Annotated in this window: 19 protein-coding genes; 8 read left to right on the top strand and 11 right to left on the bottom strand. The window is 35.2% G+C overall.

The features are described 5' to 3' along the window. Positions 1-75: 75 nt before the first annotated feature. The 3 genes from BKH44_RS01135 to BKH44_RS01125 all read left to right on the top strand — a co-directional run bounded on the left by BKH44_RS01135 (position 76) and on the right by BKH44_RS01125 (position 9,932). Positions 76-3,744: a hypothetical protein gene (locus BKH44_RS01135; protein WP_095269257.1), complete on the top strand. Its 3,669-nt coding sequence runs from the start codon at positions 76-78 to the stop codon at positions 3,742-3,744. Further along, on the top strand, positions 3,726-8,744 hold the full coding sequence (locus tag BKH44_RS01130) for an autotransporter outer membrane beta-barrel domain-containing protein (protein ID WP_095269255.1): 5,019 nt from the start codon (positions 3,726-3,728) through the stop codon (positions 8,742-8,744). Before BKH44_RS01135 ends, BKH44_RS01130 begins: the two co-directional genes overlap by 19 nt. 498 nt (positions 8,745-9,242) lie before the next feature. Continuing rightward, positions 9,243-9,932: a hypothetical protein gene (locus BKH44_RS01125; protein WP_095269253.1), complete on the top strand. Its 690-nt coding sequence runs from the start codon at positions 9,243-9,245 to the stop codon at positions 9,930-9,932. A gap of 13 nt (positions 9,933-9,945) precedes the next feature. Here BKH44_RS01125 and BKH44_RS01120 read toward each other — a convergent pair whose 3' ends face one another. The 6 genes from BKH44_RS01120 to BKH44_RS01095 form a co-directional block, all read right to left on the bottom strand. Then, positions 9,946-12,453: an autotransporter outer membrane beta-barrel domain-containing protein gene (locus BKH44_RS01120; protein WP_095269251.1), complete on the bottom strand. Its 2,508-nt coding sequence runs from the start codon at positions 12,451-12,453 to the stop codon at positions 9,946-9,948. Positions 12,454-12,520: 67 nt separating this feature from the next. Then, a complete protein-coding gene (locus BKH44_RS01115) occupies positions 12,521-13,300 on the bottom strand; it encodes a TIGR02757 family protein (RefSeq protein ID WP_095269249.1) in 780 nt (259 codons plus the stop codon). After that, a complete protein-coding gene (flgK, locus tag BKH44_RS01110; protein ID WP_095269248.1) occupies positions 13,297-15,117 on the bottom strand; it encodes a flagellar hook-associated protein FlgK in 1,821 nt (606 codons plus the stop codon). The genes BKH44_RS01115 and flgK overlap by 4 nt, the downstream gene beginning before the upstream one ends. Positions 15,118-15,125: 8 nt before the next feature. Beyond that, positions 15,126-15,554: a hypothetical protein gene (locus tag BKH44_RS01105; RefSeq protein WP_095269246.1), complete on the bottom strand. Its 429-nt coding sequence runs from the start codon at positions 15,552-15,554 to the stop codon at positions 15,126-15,128. 61 nt (positions 15,555-15,615) lie between these two features. Next, a complete protein-coding gene (locus BKH44_RS01100) occupies positions 15,616-15,816 on the bottom strand; it encodes a flagellar biosynthesis anti-sigma factor FlgM (protein ID WP_095269243.1) in 201 nt (66 codons plus the stop codon). Between the two features lie 71 nt (positions 15,817-15,887). Continuing rightward, positions 15,888-16,097 (bottom strand): hypothetical protein, encoded by a 210-nt coding sequence (locus BKH44_RS01095; RefSeq protein WP_095269241.1) that lies wholly within the window; start codon positions 16,095-16,097, stop codon positions 15,888-15,890. A gap of 145 nt (positions 16,098-16,242) precedes the next feature. Here BKH44_RS01095 and BKH44_RS01090 point away from each other — a divergent pair, with 145 nt between their 5' ends. Genes BKH44_RS01090 through BKH44_RS01070 form a run of 5 tightly spaced genes read left to right on the top strand, consistent with a single transcriptional unit; the run spans position 16,243 to position 20,674 of the window. Beyond that, the gene (locus BKH44_RS01090) at positions 16,243-17,397 is read left to right on the top strand and encodes a peptidoglycan DD-metalloendopeptidase family protein (RefSeq protein ID WP_095269239.1); all 1,155 of its coding nucleotides are present in this window, start codon (positions 16,243-16,245) and stop codon (positions 17,395-17,397) included. 5 nt (positions 17,398-17,402) lie between these two features. Continuing rightward, complete coding sequence (locus BKH44_RS01085) at positions 17,403-18,002, top strand: NUDIX domain-containing protein (protein WP_095269237.1); 600 nt, start codon at positions 17,403-17,405, stop codon at positions 18,000-18,002. Then, on the top strand, positions 18,003-18,797 hold the full coding sequence (locus BKH44_RS01080; RefSeq protein WP_095269236.1) for a plasminogen-binding N-terminal domain-containing protein: 795 nt from the start codon (positions 18,003-18,005) through the stop codon (positions 18,795-18,797). It abuts the gene before it with no gap. Next, positions 18,797-20,182 carry an FAD-linked oxidase C-terminal domain-containing protein gene (locus tag BKH44_RS01075; protein ID WP_095269234.1) on the top strand — a complete coding sequence of 462 codons (1,386 nt, stop codon included), beginning with the start codon at positions 18,797-18,799 and terminating at the stop codon, positions 20,180-20,182. Before BKH44_RS01080 ends, BKH44_RS01075 begins: the two co-directional genes overlap by 1 nt. Beyond that, positions 20,183-20,674 carry a methylated-DNA--[protein]-cysteine S-methyltransferase gene (locus tag BKH44_RS01070; protein ID WP_219349877.1) on the top strand — a complete coding sequence of 164 codons (492 nt, stop codon included), beginning with the start codon at positions 20,183-20,185 and terminating at the stop codon, positions 20,672-20,674. It abuts the gene before it with no gap. A gap of 259 nt (positions 20,675-20,933) precedes the next feature. Here BKH44_RS01070 and BKH44_RS01065 read toward each other — a convergent pair whose 3' ends face one another. The 5 genes from BKH44_RS01065 to purE all read right to left on the bottom strand — a co-directional run bounded on the left by BKH44_RS01065 (position 20,934) and on the right by purE (position 25,974). Next, on the bottom strand, positions 20,934-21,473 hold the full coding sequence (locus BKH44_RS01065) for a hypothetical protein (protein ID WP_095269233.1): 540 nt from the start codon (positions 21,471-21,473) through the stop codon (positions 20,934-20,936). Position 21,474: 1 nt separating this feature from the next. Then, positions 21,475-23,880: a molybdopterin guanine dinucleotide-containing S/N-oxide reductase gene (locus BKH44_RS01060; RefSeq protein ID WP_095269231.1), complete on the bottom strand. Its 2,406-nt coding sequence runs from the start codon at positions 23,878-23,880 to the stop codon at positions 21,475-21,477. A 174-nt stretch (positions 23,881-24,054) separates the two neighbouring features. After that, a complete protein-coding gene (locus tag BKH44_RS01055; RefSeq protein ID WP_095269229.1) occupies positions 24,055-24,939 on the bottom strand; it encodes an ARMT1-like domain-containing protein in 885 nt (294 codons plus the stop codon). Continuing rightward, complete coding sequence (locus BKH44_RS01050; protein WP_095269227.1) at positions 24,936-25,457, bottom strand: DUF3972 domain-containing protein; 522 nt, start codon at positions 25,455-25,457, stop codon at positions 24,936-24,938. The genes BKH44_RS01055 and BKH44_RS01050 overlap by 4 nt, the downstream gene beginning before the upstream one ends. A 10-nt stretch (positions 25,458-25,467) precedes the next feature. Next, a complete protein-coding gene (purE, locus tag BKH44_RS01045; RefSeq protein WP_095269225.1) occupies positions 25,468-25,974 on the bottom strand; it encodes a 5-(carboxyamino)imidazole ribonucleotide mutase in 507 nt (168 codons plus the stop codon). Positions 25,975-25,984 lie beyond the last annotated feature (10 nt).

The following is a 25,984-nucleotide window of genomic DNA, read 5'->3' as shown; positions in this document are numbered from 1 at the left end:
CCAAAGTCTCTTCAAACTCAAAAACCCAAAAATAAAAATTTTTTCCCTATTGTTTCTATCGTCTTATCTGCTTTTTTGCTCCCATTCACTGGAGTGCTCAAAGCAGATGAAGCCACCCCTTCAGCCACTATCAATCAAAATTCGAATGTCCTTAAAACTGGTATCAAACTCACTCCAGATAGTTCAAAAAATGATGTTTATACCTTGAAATATGGAGGAAGTGATCATCAATTCGCTTCTACTAATCAAACTATTAACCTCAAAGCCACAAATTCTGTAGTCAATGCTGATGATTTCTCTTTCCTCCAAGGGAACTTTAGTTTACTTAGAATGCATGATAAAATTCCTGGTTACTTTGATTTTGATTTTAAAAATTCTCTCTATAAAGGAAATATCACTTATCAGCTGGTTTCAAATGATGGAAAGGATTCTAATTTGAAATTTGATGGAAGTTATACTGGTGCTAATGCAGGTGAAAATAAAAATTATGCCTTTGTAGGGAATATAACATCTGGTCTTAACACGCTAGTTGAAGGTTTATCATATTATGGGTTCAATGTATTCCTAAGCAATGGAGCTAAATGGAAAGGGGATTTATCACATTATGGTAACCCAAATAGAAATCTTCTAAAGACTATTTCTCTGAGTGGTGCTGGCACTGAGTGGGATGGGAATTTTACAGATCAGGCTGCACATTATCAAATCCTTGTTACTGATGGTGCGAAATGGAATGGTGATTATAAGAGCTTATGGAATGCTTATTATGGTTATGGGGATAGATCGCCAAGTCCTAGTATCAAGATAAGTGGTTCAGATAGTCAATGGAATGCCAAAGATGTCTATTTTGGATTCTCTTCCAATACTTCAATTGATATTTCAAATGGAGCTGATTTTTCATTTCAAAATTATGTCGATAGGAACAGGAATAAATCTACATTCAACCTCAACAATGCCACTATCAATAAAAATCAAAGCAAAGATGAATCCAACAAACTAATATTCGTAGCAAACACATTTAACCTCACAGCGACTAATAATAGTAATATCAAAGCTCATTTTTACCTCTTAAGCTCTAATATTTCGCTCAAAGATTCCAAGATAGAAGGTAGTATAGACACTTCTACTCCTAATGAACAATCTAATTTGATAAATAATATCGTTCTTGATAATTCAAAAATCTCTCAAGTAAAACTAAATGGCACTTTCAACAACGTGACTTTGAAAAATGGTTCAAAAATTGATGATTTGCAGTTCAAATCTGGAGTTAAAAATTCAAGGATTACTAATTCACTCTTAGTTGATAATGCAACAATAAATAAATTTAGTATAAGTGGTGGAGATTACTTCAAAAAATTTGATATGACTATTGAGAATAATTCTACTGCGAAAATGGTCAATTTGAATGTCAGTGGTATCCAGGATTTTAATCTTTTGGTCAAAGACTCTAATTTTGAAGTAAATAAAGATACTTCTTTAGGTTTATTTTTTATTGCAAATAATCATAACAAAGTAACTTTCCTTAATTCTAAAATCAAAAACGACGGTGGAATGTTATTTCATGGTAAAAATTCTGCTATAGATTTTGAAAATACTACAAGTGAATCAAATATAAGCATAAAAATTGGAAGTATGGGTTTTGCAACTATTAATCTCAAAGATTCTGATTTGTCTAACCTATCTCTAATGAGAGAAAAAACTGATCAAAATTCAAATATTAATGCTACTTTTGATAATAGTTCAATAGGGGATATTAAAGGTTTTAAATCCTCTACTTTATTGACTTTCCTCAATACAGCAGGAAAGAGTATTGGGAATATTGGTGTGAATAATAGTAATTCATATTATTATGGGATTATTGATGGGACTTTTGATTTCAGGAAAACTACAGATTCCAAACAATTAAGTATGGGTAATATCTATGGGAATAATGCAAATTTAAATATGAATTTTGTATTTGGCGGAGATGATGGCTCTGGTAATACAAAAGACAAGTCATCTAAACTCGTAGAAATCTATGGAGGCTCAAAAAGCTCAGTCGTTAATTTTGATAATATTGGCACTTTGGATTTTTCTGCCACTAATAAAAATATCATTGATTTGATCAAAGATAAGACGAATATATCACTCTTAGGCAGTCCAGCAGTGTCATCAACTGACAAACAAGCAACCTATACTGTCTCACTCACTAGGACTAATGTAGTTTTGGATTCTTTTGCTAATAATCAAGCAAAAATCCAAGGCACAGGATTCCAATTTGGTGAGCTCAACATCTCTCAAGGAAATCTCATCTCTGGACTCAATGCCACCTTTGGGAATGGCAGCCTTTCAAAAGATGATGCAGGCAATACCATTGTCGTGGCAAACAATACTGATGATGCACAAGATACTTCATCATTTTATAGGCTAACTCAAAAAGATTCTATCTTTTCATCTGATGCTAGTTTTGTGACTGCAAAGAGTTCGGATGGGGATATTGGCTTTAAAGACGATCATTTCAAAAAGAACATCACTTTTGCTTTCACTAAAGGCACTTTTAGCGTCAAAGACAATCAATCTGGCTATACTGGACATATCTATGGTGGTACAGATGACTCAAGCTATAATTTTTATAACGCAGGTGTGCTCAAATATGACCAATTCAAAGAATCTGTAGGGAGTCTGAACTTAGTCAATACTTTTATCAATGGCATCATTGGTCAAACCACAAAAGTAGATTCAGTTGATAAATTTGTAGATGTAAATATGAACCTTGATTATTCAGGTAATGATGTTTCTACTTATGGATTGGTTATCGTAGGACAGGGCAAGCATAATATCAACCTTGATTTTACCGATAATACAAATGCTGTGAAGTTTGCTGGGAGTATTTTGGGCGGTAGTGCAAGTGGTGCTAATCAAATCTCTGTATTCAACCTAAAAGGTATCAGCACTTCTTCTGATAAAAATACAATTCAGAGTGCATTCCATAATGCTGGATTCCTTGCATTCAATAATAAATCCCCTCAAATCTCTTCTGGTAATACTAGCAATGTAACTGGATTTGATGGTGTAAGCTCAGATGACAAAAAAGACATTACAAAAGGCACTAAGATTGTTTTAGCAGGTTCTTCATTCACTGGAAGCTTAAAAGATAATGATTATGCCTTCAACTTTGCCTTCGATACTGCCCCTGATAAAAGTATCACTTATTCAGGCTTGAGTAATGCACTCCAAGCTTCTGCATTCAAAGGGGATATGATTGATCTTTCAAGCAATTCTTATGATCAGTCTTTTTCTTTTAGCCATTCAGGCTCTATCAAAAGCCAAAGTGGCACTAACCCAGTTGAAATCAAATTGGGAACTGGAAAGACTGATTTGAGCTTCAAGGATACAGATGGCACTGTCGCACTCAAAAACACAACAGGCATCAAAGAAAACTCTAGCCTCATCGCTACAGCCACGAGTATCATAGGTGATTTTAAAGGCAATGTGAATGCAGTCTTTGGGGATACTACAACCACAGGTGCTGATGGCAAAGCGAATACTTCACATTCTAAATTTTATGGAGTCTTGGAGAATGGAGCTTCTGATACACTCAATGTGACCCTCAATCCTAATTCGCTCTATAGCAAATCTGATTCTATCATCACTTATAATTATGATGGCTCTGCGAGTAATGTGACTCTAAAATTTGCTGGCACTCAATCTAAACAAAATATCCTCAATATCAATAATCCGGGGGGGTATTGGAAATTCAAGGTTTGAGTTCGACTATCACACTTGCCCCTGACACTTCATTGATAGCGAATAATACCTCTATTATCGGGGATATTTATGGCAATATCACTGGAACTAGTCCTAAAAAAGTTAGCAGCACTTTTGCCAACTTGAGCTTTGATACTACGGGTGATAATAAGACTTATTATAAAGGCTCTGAGATTTCTTTGCTAAAAGATGGTTCGAAGCTATCTTTCAAAGGCAAAGGATCATTACTGCCATCTAATCCTACAGGAACTGATGCCAAAGACAAAATGACTACTATAACTTTAGCAGGGAATGCAAGCTTGGATTTGACTTTGGACAATACAGCAGCGACTGTGTCTATGAATCAAGATATAACCAATACAGGTGGTGCTGCAAAAGGGAATTTTTATGTCAGGGGGACTAATCTGATTGTAGAAAATGGTTTATATTCTGCCTCAGATAATATAAACGCAACAATGATATTTGCAAAATCTTCTGAATCAACCAAAAATAAACAGCTCTTAACTTCTGATAATTCATTATTGACTGAAAATAGTTATATTTCAAATAGTGAGGAGCACAAAAAGGATTTTAAAGATTATGTTGAATCTTCTTCTCTTGTGATGAAAAAAACTGTGGCTTTGGCAGGAGGAGACAATCATTTTACCTTCATAGGGGATAGTTCTATAGTGCCTATGAGTAAAGAGGATATGATCGAACTTTCTGGTAATGCTAAAGCTACTATCAATCTTATCAATATGGGTTCTGCCCTGACTACCAAAGATTCTACCAATACAGATGCGACCACAGAACACCTCATTGCTGATAAAATCTTTGCTTCAAAAGCTAATATTGGAACAGGTACTGCTAATTATGTCTATAATGTATTTGGCTCTGATATCAAAAATGCTACGATCAAAGCCCCGACCAAAACTACTGATTCTAAAACTCAAACCATAAACACTACTTTCAATGCGACTTTTGATAGTAGAAATTTTAATGATAGGGTTTATGATGAGCAAAAATACTGGAATGATCCCTCTATCATAGGCGATACAAAGCTCATCAAAGCTACTTCAAGCCTGAGTGGCAAACTTGATTTGGGTGGTAGTGATGCAGATGAACAAGGAAGAGTAACTGCCAATTTATATTTTTATGGTCAAAATGCTTTTGGCAAAGATGCTTCAATTTTGGGTGGGAGTGAAAATTCTACATTACTCATCGATGGTTTTGATAATAAAAATCCTTCTACCACTGATGATAGTGCTTTGAAATTTGATGCTTTGAAAGGCTTTAATGGTTCTATCAATATCATCAATGAGCAATTTAGCGGCAATATAGAGGATAAAGCAGGGGTAAGTTACAAAAATACAGATGGAACTTGGAGCACTTCTATCTCATCAAGTGATAGCTATGAAGCAAAAGATAAAAGCAAGTTCAAAAATTTCCAAATCACTTTCAATGGGACTGATTTGGCAAAACTCCCTGGTGAATCTAGTGATGAAACAAATACTTTGTCTACAACAGCTCAAAAATTTGTAGATGATAATATCCTCTCACATACAAAAGATAGTGCTGGGAATACCCAAACACTTGACTTGAATACCAAACATCAGTTCAAAGGTCAAGTAGGCTATACCAATAAGGCTGTTACGCTTAATTTCATCGGAAAAGATTCCATTTCAAGCTATGGTTACACAAAAAGTGATGGTTCTTATTCAAAAGCTACTTCAGGTAGTGGATTTGTCATTTCAAATGACAATCAAGACAATATATATAATTTTATTGATTTTGGTTCTTTGGATATAAATCTTTTTTCTGATAGTTCTAGTAAAATCAATGGCTCTGTGATTTGGGTAGGTAACACTTGGCAACTAGGTAAAATCACAAATTCTTTAGGCTCAGAAGATAATGCACAAAAGATTGATTTGGATAATCTACCTGATGAGGAGATGAGTAGCAATATTTATCAAGCTCAAGATGGAGACCAGCATATTGTCTTTGATTTTGGTGGGGATGTGCTTAAAGCTGATAAAACAGAAGGAAATGCAGCGAGTGATTATAAAATGGATGGCTCTATCCAAGAGAGTGATGATTCTAAAGATTCTTCTTATATCTTTTCGCATCTACCTAAATTAGACTTATCTCAAAGCGGATCTGAGACTGAACCAAAAAATATCATAGACGTGCTCAATACCACTATCAATCCTAAAAATACTGATAGTGATAAAAAACCCATTCAAGTGTCTCAAGGCACAATTGGTGTGGCTGGTACAGAAATCACAGGGGATATTTACCTTAAAAATACAAATACAAGCGATCTATCAAAAAATATTGCCTTAGATTTGAGGTTTGATAATACAGGGAGATTCAATGGGCATAAAATCTATGGAGATGCTAAGAAGACTGTGTATTTTGATGGAGACAATAGCTTCAATAAAGATAGCTTGAAGATTTATGATGGCTCCAAAGATTCTTCATATACTTTTGACAATGTCGGTGATCTCAATCAAACAACGATAAATAATGTTATGAATGGTAATGGTAGCTCATATACAAAAGGGGATTTTAACTTCAGTGGAGATAGCACTTTGATAGGTAATATTACTGATATGTATAATGAAACTTCAAAAGATCAAAACATCAGTATAGATAATGCCAAAGTCATAGGACAAATTTCTACTATTGTTAAAGTCGATGCGAAGTTTGGTGTAGGCTCTAGGGTGGACATAGCGAACAAAAATGGCAACTCTGTTTATGACTTCTCTGCCTTTGCTAATAATAAGGCTCCTGTCATTGCTAATATTGATTTAGATTCTAATAAGAAAGCAGCGACCATAAAAGGATTTGATGGGAGTACTAGTTTGATTGGATCTATCAAAGATACAGATGTCTCTGAGCTACAAAATACTACTTCTACTGATCACGCAACGATTCAAACTTTTGTAAAAGTAAAAACAAGCAATAATAAATATGTATTTGGAGATATTGGAAAGAAAATATATGGTGGGAAATGGATCGTAACAGATAACTCATTTGTCAAAGAGCTTATTATGTATGGTAATCCTAAGAACTTCAATACAAATGGTTTAGAGCCTATTGGTTTTGTGCCTGATGATATCAGCTTGATAGATTTGCGTGGGGGTAGGGCATTAGGCTCTAATACATATTCAAATACCACTGGGGCACTCTTGAGTGGAGCTGTGAGTGATAGCACTATAGCGTCTAATGATAGTTTCCATTCCCTTTATGTAGATCATTTGACAATGGGCTTTGGTCTGATTCGTATGGGTGTAGATACAGCTGATGGTGTAGGTGATAAGTTGAGTGTTAATAAAGTAGAAGCAGCTAGCGGTAATAAACTCCAAGTATTTTTAGAAGGTGGTGATTATAAAGGCTTCACTCCTATTGTCTTGGCGGATTTTAACAGTGATATTAGAGATAATTATTTTGTGCCAGAAGGTTATACTACTGGTATATATGATATCACTCCTATCATATCTGTGCATAAATATAAAAAAGATGATACTAATGAAGATATCACCAAAGAAGCAGCTTATAATCCTACAACAGGAGCATATAATCGTGATATTGATAATAGTCAATATACATTGGATGGGTTTTTGATCAATGCTGATACAGCTAGAGTAAATCCTCTTCAAGAGTCTTTGAATACTTTTTATCGTGGCTTTAGGATCGCGACTAATAATCTGAACCTAAGGATGGGAGAACTCAGAGGTATAGGAGCTAATCAAGGGGCTTGGGCTAGAGTCATCAATGGTTTGGGCAGTGATAAATCTGGTAATGAAGATTTCTATACCACACTCCAAGCTGGGTATGACTATAAGTTTGATGTTTTGGGCGGTGTGAATTATCTAGGTGTCGATGCAGAGGCTACTTTACTCACTTCAAAAGGTTCAGGCTATAGCAATTCAGGCAGGAATCTTGGTCTTGGGATTTATAATACTTATGTGATGGACAATGGATTTTATGTCGATGCGAGTATGAAATACCTCAACCTAAGCCAAAGGATTTCAATCAAAGAGCCAACCATCACTTCTCCGGCTGATAGTGTTTATTCTAATGCTTTCTTATTGGGTGGTGAGGTAGGCTATCGATATGGGCTTGATACTTTGATGACTCAAGTATTTGGGGCACCTAAGAATATCTATACATTAGGGTATTTTGTTGAGCCACAAGTTGAGCTTATCTATGGCTATATTGGTAGTTCTCAATACAATATGACAGTTTCAGGTTCAGATTACTCAGCGACATTGATGGGTGATAATGCACTTATTAGCCGTGTTGGAGCTGTGTTAGGCAAAACTTTCAAGACCAACACAGGTTTGAGTGCTGATGTGAGGTTGGGTCTTTCTTATATCAATGAGATAAATACAGGGGGAGATACTAAGATTATGCAAACTGGTTCTGCTATATTGCCTGCTGTGCTTAGCAGCACTCCAAGCAACAACAAACTCAACCTATCTTTAGGCACTAACATTGCCTTCAATGATAGCTGGAGGATGTATGCAGATATTTCTAGGACTTTCTTAGGGGTATATAACTTTGATTACAACCTCAATATTGGAGCGAGGTTTAGCTTTGGTGCTAAAGAAAATGCAAGGGCAAAAAATATCAGGTATGAAAAACAACAACAAAAAGATCAAAGATTCAACACTGAGATAAATCAAATCATCAAAAATAAGCAAACTTATCAATCAAACAAAAGTCTAAAAGTAGGTTGCCAAGGATGTGCTCCTGAAGAAGGATTGTATCTACAAGTAGCGGTATTAGTCCATCAAGACCCTAGCATAATGAAGTTGTTTGAAAAATATTCTTATCGAGTGATTCCTTTTGCCTATAAAGATAAAAAAGGCAATACAATGCAGGCTAAAAGGTACCTCATAGGACCTTTCAAAGATATACAAGCTGTATATTCTGCTAAGCCTCAAGCTGATAGGATTGTCCAAGCTATTGATAAAAATCCTAAAGCTTATTCAGTGATGTGGGAGGTCAAATAAATTTATCAAAAGCTCATCCCATTATGACCCGTTTGTGTGTTTGTGCATGGAGGTTTAGAGAGTGCCTCCATAGAAAAACAATAGTAAAACCTAATATTTATATTTTCTTTATAATCCTTTTTTTGGGGAGGGATGGGGCTTATACAGAGTAGAGATTTGGATTGAGTATCAGAGATTTATGCCCGCTAATACCCATTTATCTTTTTGTCAAATATGAGATGAAGACACAATGTTATTTTCGAGATCCTGACGGGGAGGGCATAGATTTAATGATAGAAATTATTACCTGAAAAAATGAATATAAAGAGGAGAAATAATGAAGTTTGTCTTGATAATATTTAGTTTAGCTATTTTGACTTATGTGATTTATGTTATCAAGAGAAAAATCATTGATGATTGAGATATAATTTTTATTCCTTCATATTATTTTTAACAAACAAGCTCATTTAAAAAAGATTAATTATGTTACAATCACAGCTAGATTATCAGGAGAAGCGTATGGAAACTAGCAATTATGGTTATGAACCCAATAAAAGAGTTTATGATGCAATTTATGCGAATTTTCCTGATAAAAAGCAAGCTGATACAATCATATTTGTTTTCAAACAAGCACTATCTGAACAAAAAGAATTTATCAAGCAAACTATCAATAATAATATTCAAGAGATTATCTATCACTTGAAAGCTGAGCTTGGACAAGAGCTTAGCACGAAAAAAGATTTAGAAGTCGTGCGTGTTGTGATAGAAAAAGAAATAGCAGAGCTTAAAACTGAGCTTGAAAAAAGATTTAGCAGGCTTGATAAAAAAGTTGACAACTCTAAGACTGAACTCAAAGAAGATATTATAGCTGTCGAAAACAGACTCAATGAAAAAATCACTTCAGTTGACATAAGGCTCACTCGAGTTGAAGAAAAGATTGAAGGATTAGAAGATAAAGTTGATAGACTTGATACTAAAATCGATAATGTGAGGACTGAACTCAAAGAAGATATCAATGAGAAGTTTCAAACCTTAGATAAGAAGATTGACACACTATTCCAAACCCTAGACAAAAAGATTGATACACTTTTATCCTCAAATTTTAATGATAAAATTGGAGCATTCAAATTTAAAATCATTGCTTGGATAGGGGGATCAATCATCATTGGTTTTGGACTTTTAGGCTCTATGCTCAAATTTTTTCACTGAATCAAAAATATAATCAAAACATAAATTTTAAAGAAGCTGTTGTAGCGATGATGAATGTTTTTTGATTAGAGACTTTGGCTATGGCATTCATATTGATAAAAAATCTTTTATCAATGGGTAGCTCTGTGCCTAAGATCACTGAAGCAAAGTTTTCTTTAGCTGGGGCAGGGATGGATATGATAGAATCAAGGAAGATGATTTTAGTGGATTTTAGATCGCTATAAAAGGTATATTCTAAGCTTGGGCGGATGAAAAAATAGCCATTAGAGATATATTTTTGATATTCTAAGCCTATCATTCCACTGAGAAAAACATCATTTTTGAAATCATATTGAGCATCAAAAGGAGATGTGGTTTCTGTGATGGGTTTGTTAAAATCCATATTGAGTATCAGTCCTAAAAAAGGCTTGATAGTATGGCTGCCAAATTTAAATTTTGGAGCAGTTTGTGCCAAGATATTGAGTGAATTTGTATTGTATAGGGCTTTGGCAGAGTAGGTATTTGATGGAAGAGAGGTATTGCGATTGGATTTATTAAAGCCATAGTTGTAGCTTACAATCAGATTGCTTTCAAAAATTCCTGTATTGATACTGCTATAAGCACCGATTTGAAAACCTTGGGTTTGGATGTCGAGTGAATCTAGTTTTGTCCCTCCTCCTATGTAAGAGAAATATGTACCTAAGAATAAATTTTGATTGATGATTTTATCATAGCCTATATTGATGCCATATCCATACCCTAGAGCTGAAGTATTTCCCTCGTATGCACCTAATAAGCCCACATAAATAGCATTTTCAAGTGATTTTTGTTCTGTTGCTTCAGGAGGGGTATATGTGAGGAGGGATTGATTTTGGATTGTATTGGCTGCGTATCGCACATAGGGTTCATAAAATGAGGTTTTGAGTTCATCCCTTGATTGGATTTTAGCCATACGACCAAAAATAATTGTTTTATTGATGTCAAAATTCAATCTTGAGGCTTTATTTTTGTTATCAGTAAAATTTTTAAGTCCTGATTCAATATTTGTAGCGAGATTTTTGATTTGTTGTGTGCCTAGATCACGAATGTTAAAACCTGCAATAGGTTTTTGTGTGTCTATGGCATCAATGATGATTTTTTCATTTTGAGTGATGGATATGTGTTTTGAGAGGATATCAGAGGCACTCTCTTGAGTGCTACCACTTCCTCCACTAGAGTCTCCACCACTCCCTCCACCACCGCTAGAACCACCAGAACCCCCCCCTCCTATAGGAGGATTTTTATCTTGAAAGGTTATTTGGAGTTGGTTGCCATTTTGAGATATATTGGCTTTATAGAATATATTCAGGGTGCCATCTTGGGCTATCACATCTTTTATGCCCAACACAGAAAGATCAAAGTTCAAAGAAGTCGTTGCATCTAGTAGGGTATAAAGGGTATCAGCCTTTGCACTACCCATATAAAATATCATTTTAGAATCTTTGACATCGATGTTTTTAGCAGTGATTTTTCCATAACCAGAGGCATTTCCACTGAAGTAGATGTTTGTATTGATAGTGCTGGTGAAGTTTCCAGTTATGTTGATTGAACCTCCATTATTGACATAAATATTACTATATTCTCTGTTGTTAAAATCACCCCCAATATTTATCTGTCCTCCATTGATAGCAGAGACTTGAGAATAAACGATATAGGAGGCAAATTTTGCCCCCAAGCCTTTGCCTGAGCCTTCTGAAGCTAAATTATTTTGCACATTGATTGTCCCATTATCAGCGATGAGGTAGGCTGCCCCAGAATGGTATATCCCATATTGTTTATAACCTATTCCATTATAGACATCTGGTGCGTTTAGGTTGAGCGTAGAGCTAGAAGAAGATTTTAGCACAGATACTGCATTCAGGTGAGTGTCAGTGGTAGGATTGATGATTTGACCACTATTGTCAACATCATATGTATAGCCAAAATTGTTGATTTCATTTGCATTGATAGAAGTCGTAGCATTGTTAGTGGTTTCAAAGATTCCATAGGTGCCTTTTCCATTATCCCAATTATCGTTATTGAATCTATCGGTATTGATGATGAGTATACCAGTGGAATTGCTAATATTTCCAGAATTATTCAAAGATGATGAGAGATTGAGGGTGGTATTGCCTTGATTGGAGAATGAAGTCCCCTTGAACATAGTGAATTCTTTGCCATTTGCTTGAAATGAGGCATTTTTATCAATATAATAAGCACTCCTCCCGCTTAAGCCCATTATATAACTCTGAAAATTTTTTAAAGTGAGTTTTGAGTTGGCTTTGATATTGATTTTTCCTTCATTGTAAAATGATTGGTTTAGACCTGTGGCTTGAAGGATGAGTTCTGAAGAAGGGGTACCATTTGTAGAATAGCTGACATTGCCACGACTATAAAAAGGATTTGAGCTGACATCTATAGTCTTTGTCTCCCCGCCATTTAGCAGGATATTTGATGGCATAGTAGTCCATTGTTCTGCATAGAGGTTGAAAATACAACCAATTATCAAAAATATTTTTTTCATAAATTTTAACTTTTTAGATGATATTATACATAAAAAACATTGAGTTCTAATCTGTTTTATTAAAATTTCAGGTCAAGGTTTTTTCTTGCCCTAGTCGATAAAGTGCAAAATCATATTTTATCGGATCTTTTGGATCAAATATTTTGAGTGATTGTGTTGCTAATATGGCTGATTGGAGATCGTAAGTTTTCCTTTTGAGGAGACCTAGCTTTTGACAAACTTTGAAAGTATGTGTGTCTAGGGGGAGTATGAGGTGGGATGTATCAATATCTTTAGCCCAGTAGCCAAAATCTAAGCAATCTTTCCTGACCATCCAGCGTAAATACATATTCCAACGTTTTAATGCGGATGCACCTTTGGGATTTGAGGCACTTTTACCGATAAGGAAATCCAATCCATAGCTTTTGCTTTGAGGGATGAGGCTTTGCATACTTTCTTTGATGTGTTCGATAATACCATAGATTCCAGCTATGATGTTGTTTTCTTTTTTGTAATGTTTGAGGATGATGTCTTTGAGGCTTGTGGTTTGAGTGATATGATAGATGATGATGAAGAGATTTTGAATATCACAAGCTTTTTGGAATCGATAAGAGGGAAATTTTGCTTTTTTGATAGAATCTAGCGAAGTTTTTAGCAGGGAAAAATCGAGTTTTTTGAGTGTGAGGACGATTTGTTTTGCATTTCCATAAGATAAAAGGGCACAAATAAGTGCGATAGCTTCAAAAGACTCATCATTTTGATAATCCTTAAGCACGATGAGGGGATCAGGTTTGTCCTGTGTGAGTTCTGAGGGAGTGTTTTTGAGCCTATAGTATTTGTCTAAAAGTTCTTTGAGGTTTTTCCTCACTGTTTGATGCCTAAGAGGGTATCTATCATCCTATCGATGGCTGTGATGACTTTTGCATTAGCAGCATAGCCGCTTTGGAATTTGATGAGGTTGACCATTTCTTCATCGATGCTGACTTGTGAAATAGCAAGGTGTTCTTTTTTGATCGCTTCAAGGACAGATTTTTTTGTATCAAGGGTTTGCTGTGTTTTTTGCGTGTCGGTGGCTAGTTGGGTGTTGAGGTATTGATAAAATTCACTGAGTTTCATTTGATTGATATTGAGTTTATTGTCATAAAAATCGACTTTTTCATACTGGAGCTGCTGCATCATATTAGCAATATCGAAGTTTCCATTGATAGGTGCTAGCCATGGACGAATATAGGTAGGGTCTTTTTTGTATTTGGTATTGAGGCGAATGGTTTGGGCATCCTTGCCTTCAAAAAAGGCATTGAGTCCTAAGGCTCCTGTGAAGTTAGTGCCATTGTCTTTGATAGAAACATAATAGCCCTTAGATGGCTCTTTTGCCTGAATAGAAAATTTTTTGGCATCATTATCAAAATAGGCACGGAAATAATCATCAAAGTCATTGGAAGCATTGTTATCATGATTGTCATCAGTATTGGCATTGATAGCTTTGATGATATCTTTCATCGTTGTGATATTGTTGATATTGATGGTTTTTTTTGCGATTTGTTCGCCATTGGTGTTATAGGCTATGAGGTCAAAACTACCATTTTTGATATTGTAATTAGTGTCTTTGAGCGCTTCATCATTTTCAAAATCTACTTTTTTTCCTTCGATTTGGTGGCTAGCACCTTGTGCATAGATAGCATTAGTCGCTTCGATGAAGCCCTTTGCGAATGAATCCAAAAGATTGATATAATTTTGCAGTTTACCGACTTTTGTGCCATCATATCCAGTGTTGTAGAGATTGATGAGGGCACCAATTTTTCCTTCGTTTAACTTATCAGTTATATCGACATTTTTGAAATCATAGCCACGAAAATAGACTCGATTGAGGTGTTGTGCGTTATTTTGTTTTTCTAGTGCGAGGGGATGAAAATTCACACCATCTACGATATTGAATCCATTTGCGATATTCAAAACATACCCATCATCAAAATCAGCTACTTTTTTATCATTGATAGAATTAGTTTTGATGTTATTTTTAAAGACATTACCCCCTACTATTTCTCTGAGGTGGAATTCTAGCTGATCCCTTCGGTCTCGTAGTTCATTGGCTTGTTTGAGGGTTTTGGCATCTTCCATTTCTTTGAGACGTTGATTGATTTTGGCTATTTGAGAACCTAGGGCATTGACTTCTTTTACAGTGCTTTCTAGTTCTTCACTTGCTTTTCTTTGCAATGTGGTGAGTTTTTCTCTTGTATCTTTGATGTTGTTGGTGAGGATTTCTGTATTTTCTGCAAGTACTTGTTTTTGGGCTGCATCACCAGCATTTTTAGATAAATCTTTCCAAGCATTGAAATATTGTTCCATATCATTATAGATACCTACTCCATCTACATCTGGGAAATAGGCTGAAGCTTCTCTAAGGTTGGCAAATTCTGTGTCATAAAATTGGTGTTCTTGGGCTGCTTTGGAATATCTGGAGAAGACAAATTCATTATGAATCCTTTGGATAGATTCTACATCTACACCCCTGCCGATATTTTTATCACCCATAGGGATGGGTTTTTCAGGCTTAGCGATGACTCTTTGCCTGCTGTAAAATTCATCACTCGCATTAGAAATATTGTTGCCTGTAACATCTACCATTGCTTGATGGGCTTGAAGCCCAGTATAAGAAGTGTTGAGTGAAGATAAAATACCGCCCATACTCCCTCCTAAGCCCTGACTTTTAAGAAGTTGCTTTGAGGGGTGCGAGTATTTTTATAATCAGCGACTTCATGAGGGATGATTTTTTGTATCAAAGAAGAATAAAACTCAGATACTGCAAAAACAGTCCTCGCATAATCGGCATTGAGTGTTTTGAGTGTTTTGAGATTTTTTTTCATTTCTCCTAAGAGATCGCTAGAAGTATCATCAATAAGATCAGCGAGGCTTTTGTCTGGGGATTTATTTTTTAGGTTGAGCATTTCTTGATCTATGAGGGATTTTTTGCTTTCAAAAGCTTTGAGCAATTCTTGTTTTTTGGCATTGCGTTGGAAGATATTTTCATGATTGGCTAGCTTTATATCTTCAGTGTCAGCTTCTGTAAGTTCTATGAGGGAAGCGAGATCGTGAACGGCACCTTTTAGGTAATTATGCAACATGAAGTCATCCTAAAAATATTTTGCTATTCCTCCATTTATGTATGGAGAAGCTTTTTGTATTTTATAGGTTAAGCAAATTCAGTGCCATTTTTTCAGAAGTTTTTTGCAGGTCGATTTTATAATTATCTTTTTTGATAGACTCTTTGATTGTATCTGTTTTCTCAGAAATCTCTTTTGTTTCTTGAGCTTTCATATTGTCAAAAAACTTTTTATTCTCATTGGCTAGCAAGGTTGGGGTAGGGGTTCCTATTGACTTTATCATTTTTTGAAATCTCCTTGAAAATCTATAATTTTGAAATCATACAAACAATATCGACAAAGATATTAAATATTTTAATTGATCTTTTTGATTTGCTTGAGCATTTCTTCTTTGAATTTATTGACATCAGTTACCCCTGATGGAGTTTTGTTGTTGTTGAATAGCGAAACATCGGCATTTGAAGTATAAGTATAAATCACAATGAATGCCATCCCATAGCAAAAAAGCAAAAAACAAATAGTTGGGAAAAACCATGTTTTAAGGTCAAAGTCTTTAAAATTCATCTTCAAGCCCTCGTTAAAAATTTTTATGATTTTTTGTCATTAAAAGCCTATTGTATCAAAAATTGACTTGTTTTTAAATTCAGTATTTGTTTAAATGGTATATAATTTTAGCTTTTTACTCCAAAAGAGAAGCAGGGAAGATTGAATGAAGAAGATTGTGCTTTTGTTTTTTTTGTTTTTTTCTCTGAGCTTTGGAGCTGTAGGGGAGAGACTCATATGGGACAAAGGCTCTACTTTATTGACTTTTTTTGAACAAAATAGCATCCCTTTAAAACTGTATTACAACCTTTCTTCTCAAGACAAAGAACTCACTGCAGAGATTTATGCAGGAGTTAATTATTATACCCTTAGGGATGAGAATGGAGATTTGCTCCAAGCCCTCATCCCTATCAGTGATGATGTTCAGATACAGGTGTATCAAGATAATGGCGATTATAAAATGGATTTTATCCCCATTATTTCTGTCTCTACTCAAAAAATCCTAAGCCTTTCAATCCAAAAATCACCTTATCAAGATATTGTAGATGCAACTCAAGATGTCAATCTTGCCAATGAATTCATCAATGCTTACAAAAAAAGCATTAATTTTAAAAAATTTGTCCTCAAGGATGATAAACTAGCTATTGTCTATAGTAGGAAATACAGATTAGGCAAGCCATTTGGTTCACCTGATATCAAAGCAGCTGTGATTGAGACAAACAAAAAATCTAATTATATTTTTTCCTATAATGGTAGATTTTATGATAAAAATGCCAAAGAAGTGGCTGGATTTTTGCTTGAAGTGCCTGTGCAGTATACAAGGATTTCATCTCGATTTTCTTATGGTAGGGTTCATCCCATACTCAAAATCATTCGCCCTCATTATGGTGTGGATTATGCTGCTAGGGTAGGGACTCCTGTCCATGCAGCTGCGAATGGGAAAATCATATACATAGGGGTGAGGGGTGGTTATGGTAAGACCATTGAGATAAGTCATGGCAATGGACTTAAAACGCTTTATGCCCATATGAGTGCTTTTGCCAAAGGGATGAAAGCTGGTTTATATGTCAAAAAAGGTCAAGTCATAGGGAAGGTTGGTAGCACTGGTATGAGTACAGGACCACATTTGCATTTTGGTGTGTATAAAAATAATCGCCCTATCGATCCACTAGGTCGTATCAGGACTACAAAAAGTGAACTCAAAGGCAAAGAAAAAACCAAATTCCTCCAAATGGCTAAACAATACAAACAAGAGCTTGATAAAGCCATTGGGCAGTTTTCTTTTGAAGAGCAAAAAGCTTATCTTTCAGATAGGAGTTAGGGTAAATGCAATATTTTTCTGAAGTCAAATCAAAAGTTGATTTTGACTCTATTGGTTTTGAAAAATGCACAAATTCACTTTATATCCAATCAAAACGTATGTCTTATAAAGAAAATGGCAAGAAAAAGACTTGGGATATTATCAGCTCTCTTGATAGTGTTTCAATCCTCTTGTATCATAAAGATTTTGATAGTTTTTTGGTAGTTAGGCAGTTTCGTCCTGCTGTTTATCTCAACAATAACGATGGCTATACTTATGAATTGTGTGCGGGTTTGGTTGATAAGGCTGAAAAATCCCTTGAACAGATAGCTATTGAAGAAGTTTTTGAAGAGTGTGGATATCAAATACAGCCTCAAAAGTTAGAAAAAATAGCTAGTTTTTATAGCTCTACAGGTATAAGTGGTAGCAAGCAAACCATATTTTTTGCTACGATTTGCCAAAAGGATAAAGTCAATGAGGGCGGAGGTATTGATGATGAATGTATAGAAGTTTTGTTTTTGCCAATCAATCAAGCACAAGCTTTTATTGATGATGATTCTATAGCCAAAACCAGTGGTCTTGGCTATGCTTTCAAATGGTATATAGATAAATTTAAAGGATTTTAAGTGTTGAAAAGATTTTTAAATATTATAGTTTTTGTGAGTATTGTTTGTGTTCAAGCTCAAGCTAGCTGGTTGAACGAACCTCTAAGGGTCAATATCCAAGAAGTCAATAAAGATAAAAAAACCATTAGTTTCCCAGCCTATGACCTGAAGGTCGGAGAAAGTGGTTTTGTCCTTGTGAAACTTGCTGATTATAGTGCTATTTCTGCGAAACTTCAGATAATATCTATTGATAATGGAGTTGCAGTAGCAGAATTTTCTCCTTTTGATAGGATGAAACAAAAATATTTGCCCACACCCCGTTTAGAACCTAAGGTTGGCGATATGGCAGTTTTTAGAGACTTAAACAATAAAGCTTTTTTGATAGCACCTGATTCGACTACTTATGAAAAGATAAAGTCTCAAATCAAAGATACTACTTTTATGAGTTCAGATTTATTGATGGGGTATTTGAATGATTATGGAGGGTTTGATCCAAAGCCAAAATTTTTAAGGAAAGCTTGTGAAGTTTATAGTGTGGGTTTGCTATATGTAGTGGCTAGTAATGGAATCAATGTTTTGGATTGTGAAACTTTAGCGACTTTAGATACTTTTGCTTTTGATACCTCAAAAGTTAGCAAAACAAGTGCTCCTTTTTTCTCTCGTTTGGAAGAAGTCAAAACAGGTAGCCTAGCAAGTCTCTTTTATAGTAAGAAATCCAAGCAGTATTTTCAATATTATGATGCCTTAGTGCAAAATAATCAAGCAAGCCCAAAAGAAGAAAACCCTAAAAAAAGCAGACCAAAAAAGGAACCATAATGCTACAAGCATTCCATTCTAGCGTGCTCAAAGGAATTGTCGGTGAAGATAATTTTTATGATGACAAAGCCCATTTGCTTGCTTATTCTTATGATGCTACAAGGGAGCATTATGAGCCTGAATGTATTGTATACCCTAAAGATGAAGAGACAGTATCAGGGGTATTGAAATTTTGTAATGAGCATAAAATATCTGTAATAGCACGTGGTGCGGGGAGTGGTTTTACTGGAGGGGCATTACCTGTTAGAGGTGGAGTCATCTTGGCTATGGAAAAATATTTCAATCAGATTTTAGAGATTGATGAAAAAAACTTGATAGCCAGAGTCCAGCCCGGTGTGGTCAACAAACATTTTCAAGAAGAGGTTGAAAAAATAGGTTTATTTTATCCTCCAGATCCTGCTAGTCAAGAATACAGCACATTAGGTGGGAATGTGAGTGAAAATGCTGGTGGTATGCGTGCTGCTAAGTATGGTATCACCAAAGATTATGTGATGGCATTGCGTGCAGTATTGCCCAATGGTGATATCATACGAGCAGGCAAAAAAACAATCAAAGATGTCGCAGGTTATAACATTGCTGGTATCTTGATAGCGAGCGAAGGGAGTTTAGCAGTGATAACTGAAATCACTTTAAAGCTCATTGCCAAGCCTAAACTCAAAAAATCTGCAATGGGAGTTTTCCCTGATATCCAAAGTGCGATGAATGCTGTTTACAAAACAATGTCAAGTGGTATAGTCCCAGTAGCAATGGAGTTTTTAGATAACCTTACGATAAAAGCTGTCGAAGAGAGATTTCATAAAGGTTTGCCTGTTGAGGCAGGTGCTATACTCATCACTCAAGTAGATGGAGATATCTTAGAGCAAATTTCTTGGCAGCTTCAAAGGATTGAAGAAAGATTTCAAGAAAATGGTTGTATTCATTTTAAGGTAGCTCAAAATGAGCAAGAAGAGGCAGATTTATGGTTTGCTAGACGCAATGCATCCCAAAGCATTACCATTTATGGCAAAAAAAAGCTCAACGAAGATATTACAGTCCCACGATCAAGGCTGCCTGATCTTTTAGAAAAAATTTCTGAAGTTAGTAAAAAATATGGCTTTAAAATCCCTTGTTTTGGACATACTGGAGATGGAAATGTCCATACAAATGTAATGGTACCCAATCCAGACGATAAAACACAGCTTGAAAAGGGCTATCAAGCCATTGAAGAGATTTTTAAAATCACAGTTGGGTTAGAAGGCACTTTGAGTGGAGAGCATGGCATAGGTCTTTCAAAAGCACCTTTTATGCCTCTGGCTTTCACGTCTTCTGAAATGGAGCTTTTTAGGAATATCAAAAAAGCATTTGATCCCAATAATATCTTAAATCCCGGTAAAATGGGATTGTAAATGAAAAAGATGGTTGGATTGTATGATTATTTTATGCCAGCACCCTTAGGGTTAAAACATCCTTATATTCATATTAGTTGTAATGATATTGGGATAAAATCCATATCTTTTGTAGATAAAAAACATTGCGAAGAAAAACCAAATGCTCTAGCATTTGATTGTGCTGATAGTTTAGAAAAATATTTCAATGGAAAGCTTTTTTCATTTGATTTGCCACTAGATCTGCAAGGCACTCCTTTTCAGATAAAAGTTTGGCAAACTCTTCTTCAGATTAAATTTGCACAGACTTGGAGTTATAAGGAGCTGGCTTTAAAAATTGGTTCTATAAATTATTGTCGTGCTGTTGGTGGGGCAAATGCAAAAAATCCTATTTTTATCATTGTCCCTTGTCATCGTGTAATAGGCAATAATGGAAAATTGGTCGGTTATGCAGGTGGCTTAGATATTAAACAATGGCTTTTAGAACACGAAAAGAAAATCCTCTCAATTTAGATTTCAAGATTTTAAAATATTTTTACAATATCAAAAACCCCAATAGATTATGATATGAATATGAAAAGAAAGTTTTTGTGCTGAAGCTTATCAAAAAATGGATAAAAATTATAAAGATTGCCTAATATATTATTTAAATTCATTAGAGTAGGGGAGTAAAATTAGAAAAGAAACTAGAAGGAATTTTTTCAAAAGTATTATCAAATACTTTTGAAAAAATTAAAAAATAATCTTGAGGATTGAAATTAGGCTTGATATTTTATTCATCATCTGTGGCATAACCATCAGTTGCATGTGCTTTGAGGTATTGAATAATAATATCAGCTTCTTTGTCTGTAGGCATCGCGAATGCTCTCATTGTAGTGAATAGACCATCCCATTCCATCATATTGTGTTCTTTTGGTGCGTGTGCTGCATGGCACATTGAGCAAGTGTCATAGTATAAAAATTCTGCATCAGCCCAAGCTTGAGATTGATCGGGATTGAGTTCATTTTTTGGCAATGAAATTTCAATTGAATCAGAATCTATTTCACCAGTTTTGAGTTGTATGAAAGGTAGTTGAAGGTTTTTTGTACCATAGAGGGTTTTTTTGTCACCATCTTTAAGATAACCTTTGACTTTAATGATTATTTTTCCATTTGTTTCGCCAATTTTTTCACCCGGGGTGCCTCTTGCGATAGTACCTATGATTTCTTTACCTTCTTTATCATAAGCATTAGTATTATCCATCACATAAAGAGTTTCTGCCCATAAAAAAGTGCTTAGGAATGCCAAAGATAAAAGTAGAATTTTTTTCATTTTATGCTCCTGTGATATCTGGGACTGATATAGATTTATAAGGTTTGATGACTTCGTTTTTGGCTAATTTTTTTATACCAACAAGGGCAGTGTTGACTGAAGTAGCTTGTGCCATTTGGCTGGTAGGGCGAGAAGAAGTAAGGACATTTACATGCCCTGCATTGCATCTTGGATTTTTTTCTTGAGTATCTTGGGGATCATACCATGCACCTTCTTGGATGGCTACTACTCCTGATCGGATATTGTCAGTCACAAAAGCTCCTGCAAGGAGTCTACCTCTGTCATTATATACTTCGACAATTTCACCATGTTTGATATTGAGGTTTTGAGCATCTTTAGTGTTTATCATGACAGGTTCTCTACCTTGTATCTTATAAATATCTCTCACCCAAGTGTTGTCAAGCTGTGAATGGACACGATATCTTGGATGTGGAGAAACGAGATGAAAAGGGTATTTTTTACTTTCTTTGGCACCTAGCCATTCAGCTGGTTCAAACCAAGTTGGATATCCTTTGAAATCTGGGAGATTGTAAGAGGCAAATTTTTCAGAATATATTTGGATTTTACCACTCTCTGTGGCTAATTTATTAGCTATGGGATCTGCTCGAAATTCAGCGTGACGGACATATTTTCTTGCTTCTTGGGGTATGTCAAATTCTACATAGCCATCTTTCCAGAAATCATCAAATTCTTTGAAGGCAGAGCCATCACTTTTTTCATAAAAACCTTTGATCCATTCTAAGTAGGTTTTGCCACCTGTGTAACGTTTTTCGACTTTTTCTCCACCAAGTTTCAAGGCTAGGAGTCTAAAGATTTCAAAATCATCTTTTGACTCATAAACAGGTTCAATAACTTTTTTCATTGCATAAATTACATTCCTTGAGTAGGTGCCTCCTGATGTAATATCATCACGTTCCAATGTGCAAGTTGAAGGAAAAACAATATCAGCCATTTTTGCCAGGGGAGTCCACCAAGGTTCATGAACAACGACTGTATCTACGCTCCTGAGAGCTTCTATGAGTTCATTGGTATTGGGATGATGACCTAATAAAGAAGCACCGCATACATAAACCATATCAATTTTTGGGAATTTGATTTTTTTGCCTTTGAAATTGATTTCTTTACCAGGATTTAAAATCGCTTCAGAAATCCTTGAGGCTGGGATCGCATTTTCGACTCTGTTTCTCCCTTGTGATAGTCCTGGAGTGGTCCGATAACCAGAATTGGCTTGCCCACCACCACCGTAATGCATAGAAAAACCAAATCCACCTCCAGGAAGTCCAATTTGTCCTATCATGCTTGCTAATGCGATGAGTGTCCAATCAGCTTGTTCGCCATGTTGTGCTCTTTGCATTGCCCAATTACCAGCTAGAAAAGTTCGTGTTGAGACAAAGAGATCGGCAAGTTCTTTGATTTTGTTTGCAGGGATTTCTGTGATGTTTGCAGCCCATTGGGGTGTTTTTGGTGTTTTGTCTTCACCTTTTCCCAATAGATAGGGTAAAAATTTATCAAATCCATCCGTGTAGGTTTGGATAAATTTTTTGTCATATTTACCAGAATTATAAAGATAATTCATCATTCCAAGCATTAAGGCGACATCTGTATTGGGTCGGATTTTTATCCATTCTGCACCAAACATTTGGGCAGTTTCTGTATAGATAGGGTCAATGGAGATGAATTTAATCCCAGCTTTTTTGTATTTGGGATAATAGCTGTCATTGACATGATTGGGTACTACATAATCAATGCGATTGCATTTGAATAAGTCTGTTCCCCACATAACATAAACTTTACAATTAGCTATCATTTCTTCGTGCGATGTTTGGAGTGAATAGACCTCCATATCTCCCATAATGGTAGGATTAACTCTGCCTGCAGCTCCATTGCTGTATTCACCATCTGTTCCTACAGCTCCTCCTAAGGTAGTGTTAAAAAATCTACCTGCAACAATATTAGAATTATGGAGTCTGCCTACATGTCCCCAACCTCCATAACTGCCATTGTAAATATTTTCTCTAGGGATTTCTTTTAGTTTTTTTCCTACTATATCCAAAGCAGTCTCCCAACTTACTCGCACAAATTCTTCTTTGCCACGTTTGGATTTATTGTTCCTTTTGCCTTCTAGGTAGCTTTTTCTCACACAAGGGTATTTTACTCTAGTGTCAGAATAGACACGATCAATCATTGCTTTTATCATGATAGAGGGATTGACATCAGTTTTTTGGGGGATGATGTCTTTGATGATTCCATCTTCAACTTTGGCTATAAATGGTCCAAAATGCGTAGCATGTGGTATCATCTCTGTTTTTTTAAATACTCCTACTGCATTCAGAGGTGATGATCCTAACATGCTAAGGGCTGCTGCACTTGCTGATCCCTTAAGCATATCTCGTCTTGAAACGGGCATAAAATCTCCTTGTTCGTTAAGATATTTTGTTATGGTGATATTTTATATGAATTGGTTTCAAAGTGGTTGTATAAAATTTTATACAATGGTTTTTGAAGGATATAACAAGTTATCTGTATAGATTGCAATGAAATATTTTATTTAAGTAGTATATATACTTATTTATATGTAAATTTAATTTAATTTTTTAAATATCATTTTTCCTAAAGGTTGTTTGAGATATTTAGCTACAACATTGCATTTGATTTTAAATAGTAGGAATATACGTGGGTCATTTTTATCTTCAAGGCATTCAAAATTGCCCATTCCTTTAGCTAAAACAATATCTGCATTGTCGTATAAATTTTGAGCTTTTGTACTAGCTATTTCTTTGATAAAGCCCGGACTTTTAACCCCACTATCAATTACTTCAGAAATATCAAATATCTTTTGGCATTCAGGATGGGTTTGTAAATCTTTCAAAGTGATGTCATTGATGATTGGAGTGCCTCTGACAAAATAATAAATATGCAAGAGTGGGTATTGATTTTTGAGTATTTCTATGAATATTTCATCAAAGAGATTTTCTCCAGCATTGTCTGCAATATATACTAGGGTTTTTGCATTTTTGAGTTGCTTGGTGAATTCATCTATGTCAAAAACAATAAAATCTAGTTGATCTAAATTGAAACAATAGCTATTGATGTTAAAAGCACTTTCACTCCCATAATCTATAACGTTCCCTAATGCAGCAATCTTTATACCCCATTCTAATTCATTTATAGGGCTTTTGAAGATTGGTTTATTATTTTTGAGGGTATTGGTGATTTTTTTGGCTTTTTGAATACATTGAGATTTGATATTTTTATAAATATCTGAATTTTGTGTGATTGAAGCGATTATTCCATAAATATCAATGGCAGTTTGTGGTGGAGGTGTAGTAATGTTTTGAATAGTTGTGATGAATGAACTGATGGCTTGGGAAGTTTTTTCTTTGATGGTTGGGGATTGGTGAGTCAGATCCATTACCTGAACTGATTGATTTTTGAGGCAGGTAAAACATTCTTTTTTTATTTTCATTTCAAATTTATTTCGTCATTTTGAATGTTATGGCTAAGGGAAGAGACTTTTCCCCACATCAAACGATATTTTCTTTTTATGAATTCAATTTCTTCTGAAGCTTTTTTTAGCTCTTCGCGTAACGTATCAATGGTTTTTTTGTCATCTTCATAGACTTCTTGTGTGGATATAATTGCATCTTTTAAGAATAAATTTTCATTTTTATAAGCAGAAATGGTTTCATTTTTAGCTGCTATAACTTTGTCGTGCAAGCCTAAAATTGTATTGATGGTTTTTTCTACAAATATAGGATCTAAATTTTTATTTGACATATCTGCAGAGACTAGATTATTTTCAGTCCGTTTGATGATAGCATCTGTAGCACTTGTGGCTTCAATGAGTAAAATATCATTATTTTTTTTGCTCTCAATAGTTCCTTCTTCTATCAATTTTAGAACTTTTTCTTCTTCTAGTCCGCTAAGTTGCACAAATTCTTTGAGTCCCATCCAGACAGTATCAGTATTTTTTTTATTTTCCATTCCTATTCTTTCATGATGGATTTGAGATTTTAATTTCTATGGATTGTGAATCTGATTGGATTTTTTTAGCTTTTTGGATGCGATCTTCTAAGAGCTTTTGATAGAGATCATTGTTTTTAAGGCTAAGGATTTGTATAGCCATATAAGCGGCATTGATAGCTCCAGCTTTGCCTATTGCAAGTGTGCCTACAGGCATTCCTGCAGGCATTTGTACTGTAGATAATAATGCATCAAGTCCATCAAGAGCACCTCCTGTAAGTGGTACGCCAATTACAGGTTTGCAAGTTTGAGAAGCGATAGCTCCTGCTAGGTGGGCAGCCATACCTGCTGCAGCGATAAAGACTTGAACTCCTTTTTTTTCTGCTTCGGCGACATATTCTTTTGTCCTTTGAGGTGTCCTGTGAGCTGAACTAATGATAACTTCGTATTTGACATCAAATTGTTTTAAAATTTCTGTGCATTCACTCATGATTGTCCAGTCGGTTTTGCTACCCATGATGATTGATATGAATTCCAAATTGAACTCC

The organism is Helicobacter sp. 13S00477-4 (assembly GCF_002272785.1).
Taxonomy (GTDB): domain Bacteria; phylum Campylobacterota; class Campylobacteria; order Campylobacterales; family Helicobacteraceae; genus Helicobacter_J.
The sequence above is the reverse complement of the archived record's forward strand: the minus strand, read 5'-3'. Positions and strand labels throughout refer to the sequence as shown.